This is a genomic window from Roseateles sp., from assembly GCF_044373315.1.
Lineage (GTDB): Bacteria > Pseudomonadota > Gammaproteobacteria > Burkholderiales > Burkholderiaceae_C > JACDQM01.
In genome coordinates, this window is the sequence record NZ_JBILQK010000165.1 from 1 (window position 1) to 4929 (window position 4929).

6 protein-coding genes are annotated in these 4929 nt (G+C 61.9%); all 6 read right to left on the minus strand.

What is annotated here, in order from left to right; all coding sequences use genetic code 11:
• Nucleotides 1–1532, minus strand: a 1532-nt coding sequence (gene pheT, locus ACIQ67_RS19555) for a phenylalanine--tRNA ligase subunit beta (protein WP_397536046.1), incomplete at its 3' end; no start/stop codon positions are given.
• Between the two features lie 56 nt (nt 1533–1588).
• The gene (locus tag ACIQ67_RS19560; RefSeq protein ID WP_397536047.1) at nt 1589–2626 is read right to left on the minus strand and encodes a phenylalanine--tRNA ligase subunit alpha; all 1038 of its coding nucleotides are present in this window, start codon (nt 2624–2626) and stop codon (nt 1589–1591) included.
• 129 nt (nt 2627–2755) lie between these two features.
• Nucleotides 2756–3112: a 50S ribosomal protein L20 gene (rplT, locus tag ACIQ67_RS19565; RefSeq protein WP_397536048.1), complete on the minus strand. Its 357-nt coding sequence runs from the start codon at nt 3110–3112 to the stop codon at nt 2756–2758.
• A 29-nt stretch (nt 3113–3141) separates the two neighbouring features.
• On the minus strand, nt 3142–3345 hold the full coding sequence (gene rpmI, locus ACIQ67_RS19570) for a 50S ribosomal protein L35 (RefSeq protein WP_137943977.1): 204 nt from the start codon (nt 3343–3345) through the stop codon (nt 3142–3144).
• A 245-nt stretch (nt 3346–3590) separates the two neighbouring features.
• Nucleotides 3591–4136 carry a translation initiation factor IF-3 gene (gene infC, locus ACIQ67_RS19575; protein ID WP_397536050.1) on the minus strand — a complete coding sequence of 182 codons (546 nt, stop codon included), beginning with the start codon at nt 4134–4136 and terminating at the stop codon, nt 3591–3593.
• Between the two features lie 72 nt (nt 4137–4208).
• Nucleotides 4209–4929, minus strand: a 721-nt coding sequence (locus tag ACIQ67_RS19580) for a His/Gly/Thr/Pro-type tRNA ligase C-terminal domain-containing protein (protein WP_397536049.1), incomplete at its 5' end; no start/stop codon positions are given.

Here is a 4929-nt window from a genome sequence, read left to right on the forward strand (position 1 = left end):
CGCGCAGCCAGCGCATGGCGCAGCGCGTGCACCGCGCGGCGCGACTCCGAGCGCACTTTGCCAACGACAGGGGCCAGCGGCGGCGTGTCAGGCAGCTTGGGATAGCCCAGCACGCGGATCACTTCCTCGATAAGGTCTTCCTCGATCTGGATGTCGAAGCGCCAGCTTGGTGGCGTCACGGTGATCACGCCCGGCGCTTCGCTGAACTCCAGACCCAGCCGCTTGAACACGCCGGCGCAATCAGCCTGCGTGACGGGCATGCCGATCACCTTGGCGGCGCGCTCGACGCGCAACGCCACCGGCTTGCGCTCCGGCATCGCCACGACATGGTCGTCCATCGGGCCGCAAACCGTGTCCGGGCCACCGCAGATGTCCAGGATGAGCTGCGTGATGCGCTCGATGTGCTCAACAGTCTGCGCCGGATCGACACCCCGCTCAAAGCGATGACCGGCGTCGGTCGAAAAGTTGTAGCGACGCGAGCGTCCGGCCACGGCCTTGGGCCACCAGAAGGCAGCCTCGACGTAGACATTCTTGGTGTCATCGGACACCGCGGTAGCGTCGCCACCCATGATGCCGGCCAGCGACTCGACCTGACGGCTGTCGGTGATCACGCCGACCTGCTCATCCACTTCGATCGTGTTGCCATTGAGCAGCTTGAGCTGTTCGCCCTTGCGGCCCCAACGCACCACAAGCTCGTCGTGGATCTTGTCCAGATCGAAGATGTGCGATGGCCGGCCCAGCTCGAACATCACGTAGTTGGAGATGTCCACCAGCGGCGAGACCGAGCGTTGGCCACAACGCGCCAGACGCTCAACCATCCAGTCAGGCGTCTTGGCTTTCGTGTCGACCCCGCGCACGATGCGACCCGAGAAACGACCGCACAGATCGGCCGCCTCCACGCGCACCGGCAGCTTGTCCTGGTGCTTAACCGGAACGGGCGGGAAGCTGGGAGCCTGCAGTGGCGTGCCCGTCAGAGCCGAGACCTCACGGGCAATGCCATAGACGCTCAGGCAATGCGCCAGGTTGGGCGTCAGCTTCAAGGTGAACAGCATGTCGTCGAGCTTCAGATGCTCGCGAATGTCCTGACCGATCACCGCATCGGCGGCCAATTCGAGCAGCCCGCCATGGTCCTCGCTGAGCTTGAGCTCGCGAGCCGAACAGAGCATGCCGAAGCTCTCGACGCCGCGCAGCTTGCCCTTGCCAATCTTGAACGGCTCGCCATCTTCACCAGGCGGCAGCTCGGCCCCGATAGTGGCCAGCGGCACCTTGATACCGGCTCGCGCATTGGGTGCGCCGCAAACGATCTGCAGCGGCTCCGGCCCGCCTGCATTGACTGTGCAGACGCGCAGCTTGTCCGCATTGGGGTGCTGCTCGGCCGTCAGGATTTCGGCAACGACGATGCCGCCGAAAGGTGGCGCCACCGGGCGCAACTCTTCGACTTCCAGACCCGACATGGTCAGGAGTTCGGCCAGCTCTTGGGTGCTCAACGCAGGATTGCAGAAACTGCGCAGCCAGGACTCGGGGAATTGCATGATGTTCTGTACTCTTCAGGCGTTCGATGACGGGGCTTCAGCGACCACTTGCCGGGTCACTTGAATTGACTCAGGAAGCGCAGGTCGCCATCAAAGAACAGGCGGAGATCGCCAACGCCGTAACGCAGCATGGCCAGGCGGTCGATGCCCGAGCCGAAAGCGAAGCCGATGTAACGCTCTGGGTCCAGGCCCATATTACGGATCACCTGAGGGTGCACCTGGCCCGAGCCCGAGACCTCCAGCCAGCGGCCCTTGAGCGGACCGGCACCGAACATCATGTCGATCTCGGCACTGGGCTCCGTGAAGGGGAAATAGCTGGGGCGAAAACGGATTTCCATGTCCGTCGTCTCGAAGAACTGCTGCATGAAATTCACGTAGACAGACTTCAGGTCCTTGAAGGAAATGTTCTCGCCCACCCACAGGCCTTCGACCTGATGAAACATCGGCGAATGGGTGGCGTCGCTGTCCACGCGGTAAGTGCGGCCCGGCGCGATGACACGGATCTCGGGCATGGGCTGGCCGGCATCGATCAGCGCCTTGTGCTTCTTCACGTGCTGCACCGCATAGCGGATCTGCATCGGGCTGGTGTGGGTGCGCAGCACATGACCGCCTTCGATGTAGAAGGTGTCGTGCATGGAACGGGCCGGATGATCTTCCGGCGTGTTCAGCGCCGTGAAGTTGAACCAGTCGTTCTCGATCTCAGGGCCATCGGCGACGTCAAAACCCATCGAGCCGAAGATGGCCTCGATGCGCTCCATCGCTCGGGTGATCGGGTGCAGGCCGCCGGTTCCGCGCTGGCGACCCGGCAACGAGACATCGAGCGCCTCGGCCTTCAGCTGCTTCTCGAGCTCGGCATCGGCCATGGCCTGGCGGCGCGCGTTCAGCGCGGCCTCGATGCCGGTCTTGAGTTGGTTGATCTGCGCGCCGCGGGTCTTCTTTTCCTCGACCGTCAGGCTGGCCAGGCCCTTCATCAGCTCGGTCACCTGGCCACTCTTGCCGATAAATCGGGCCTTGGCGTTCTCCAGGTCGGCGGGCGTGGCAGCAGCGGCGAATTCGGCGGCCGCTGTCTCTAGCAGTTGATCGAGGTCGTTCATCGCGGGGCGACTCAGAGTATTCGGTACGTAAGAATGAGAAAAGGCCGAGCACCAGGGTGTCGGCCTTTAAAGGCGCGCCTCGGCCAGAAGCCGAGGCAGCCGCAGCGCCCCTGAGGGCGCTGGCAGCAATTAAGCGAGAGCGGCCTTCACCTTGGCAAAGATGCTGGCAAAACCAGCCGGATCGTTGACGGCGAGATCGGCCAGGACCTTGCGGTCGATGTCGATCTGGGCCTTCTTCAGGCCTGCAACGAACTTGCTGTAGCTCAGACCCAGGCCACGGCTTGCCGCGTTGATACGGGCAATCCACAGCGCACGGAACACGCGCTTCTTGGCACGGCGGTCACGGTAGGCGTATTGGCCTGCCTTCATCACCGCCTGTTTGGCGATGCGGAAGACATTCTTGCGACGACCACGGAAGCCCTTGGCCAGAGCCAGGACCTTCTTGTGACGAGCACGTGCGGTAACACCACGTTTAACGCGAGGCATATTAAATCTCCTTTAGTTAAATGGTGGAATTACAGGCCAGCAAAGGGCAGCATCTGAGCGATGTGACCCATGTTGGTTTCGTGCACAGTCGTCGTACCACGCAGGTGACGCTTGTTCTTCGTGGTCTTCTTGGTCAGGATGTGGCGCTTGAACGCCTGACCGCGCTTGACGGTACCACCCGGACGCACGCGAAAACGCTTCTTCGCGCTGCTCTTGGTCTTCATTTTGGGCATGTTATTGCTCCTTTTAAGATGTCCCAGGGGCGGTTGCGGGACTCGCAACACTTGCTAGCCTCTGGAGACTAATAAGCCCGCCGACGACCAGATCGACGGGCCTGAACTCCGCAAGGGCGCACGGCCTTCCGGCCGCTCGCCAGGCCGCTCCCAAGAGCGGCCGGTCTGCAAATCCAAAAGGGCCTACGCCCACTTGGATTTGCGCCCCTCGGGGGGCGGGCCCGCGGATTCCGCGGGCCGGAGGCTCAACGCTTCTTCGGCGCAAGAACCATGATCATCTGCCGGCCTTCCAGCTTGGGCATGTTCTCGACCACGGCCACGTCCGACAACTCATCGCGAATCCGCTCAAGCAGGCGCATGCCGATGTCCTGGTGCGTGATTTCACGACCGCGGTAGCGCAACGTGACCTTGCCCTTGTCGCCGTCTTCCGCGATGAAGCGACGCAGATTGCGCATCTTGATCTGGTAGTCGCCCTCGTCCGTTCCCGGACGGAACTTGACTTCCTTGATCTCGATGACCTTCTGCTTGGCTTTCGCCTCGGCTGCGCGCTTTTGCTCGATGTACTTGAACTTTCCGTAGTCCATCAGACGACACACAGGGGGTGTCGCAGTGGCGGAAATTTCGACCAAGTCCACGTCCAGGTCACCCGCCATGCGCAGGGCTTCCTGGATGCTCACGATGCCCAGAGGCTCGTTTTCCGGCCCGTTCAGACGGACTTCGGGAGCAAGAATTTCACGGTTCAGCCGATGCTTGCGCTCGGGAATCGCACGACGGTCAGCAAAAGTAGCGATGGTGCATACCTTTCAATGGACCCCAAGGCGGGAGGCCCAAACACAAGCAAAAGCGCGCCCTGATCGAACCACTCAGGCCTTGGAAGCAATGTCAGCCGAGAGCTTTTCAACAAAGCTGTCCAGGGACATCACACCCAGGTCTTGGTTGCCTCGGGCGCGCACCGCGACGGCCCCGTTTGCCTTCTCCTTGTCGCCGACGACCAGGATGAACGGAACCTTCTGCAAAGAATGCTCGCGGATTTTATACGTGATTTTCTCGTTCCGCAAATCGCTCGCCACCCTAACTCCTTGTTTTTGCAGCGATTTCACAATTTCCGCAACGTAGTCGGCCTGCGCATCGGTAATATTTGCTACCACCACCTGGGTCGGAGCCAGCCAGGTGGGCAGCGCGCCGGCATGCTGTTCGATCAGGATGCCGATGAAGCGCTCAAGGCTGCCAACGATGGCCCGGTGCAGCATCACCGGCGTCTTGTGCTGGCCATCCTGGTCGACAAACTCGGCGCCCAGACGCCCCGGCATCGAGAAGTCCACCTGCATAGTGCCGCACTGCCACTGGCGACCCAGCGCATCCTTCAGCGTGTACTCGATCTTGGGGCCATAGAAAGCGCCATCGCCCGGAGCGATGATGAACTCCACACCCGACGCGCGCAGTGATTCCATCAGCGCGAACTCGGCCTTGTCCCAGACCTCGTCGGAGCCGATGCGTGCATCAGGCCGCGTCGCCACCTTGTAGATGATGTCCGTGAAGCCGAAGTCCTTGTAGACCTTCTGCAGCAGGGCCGTGTAGTTGACG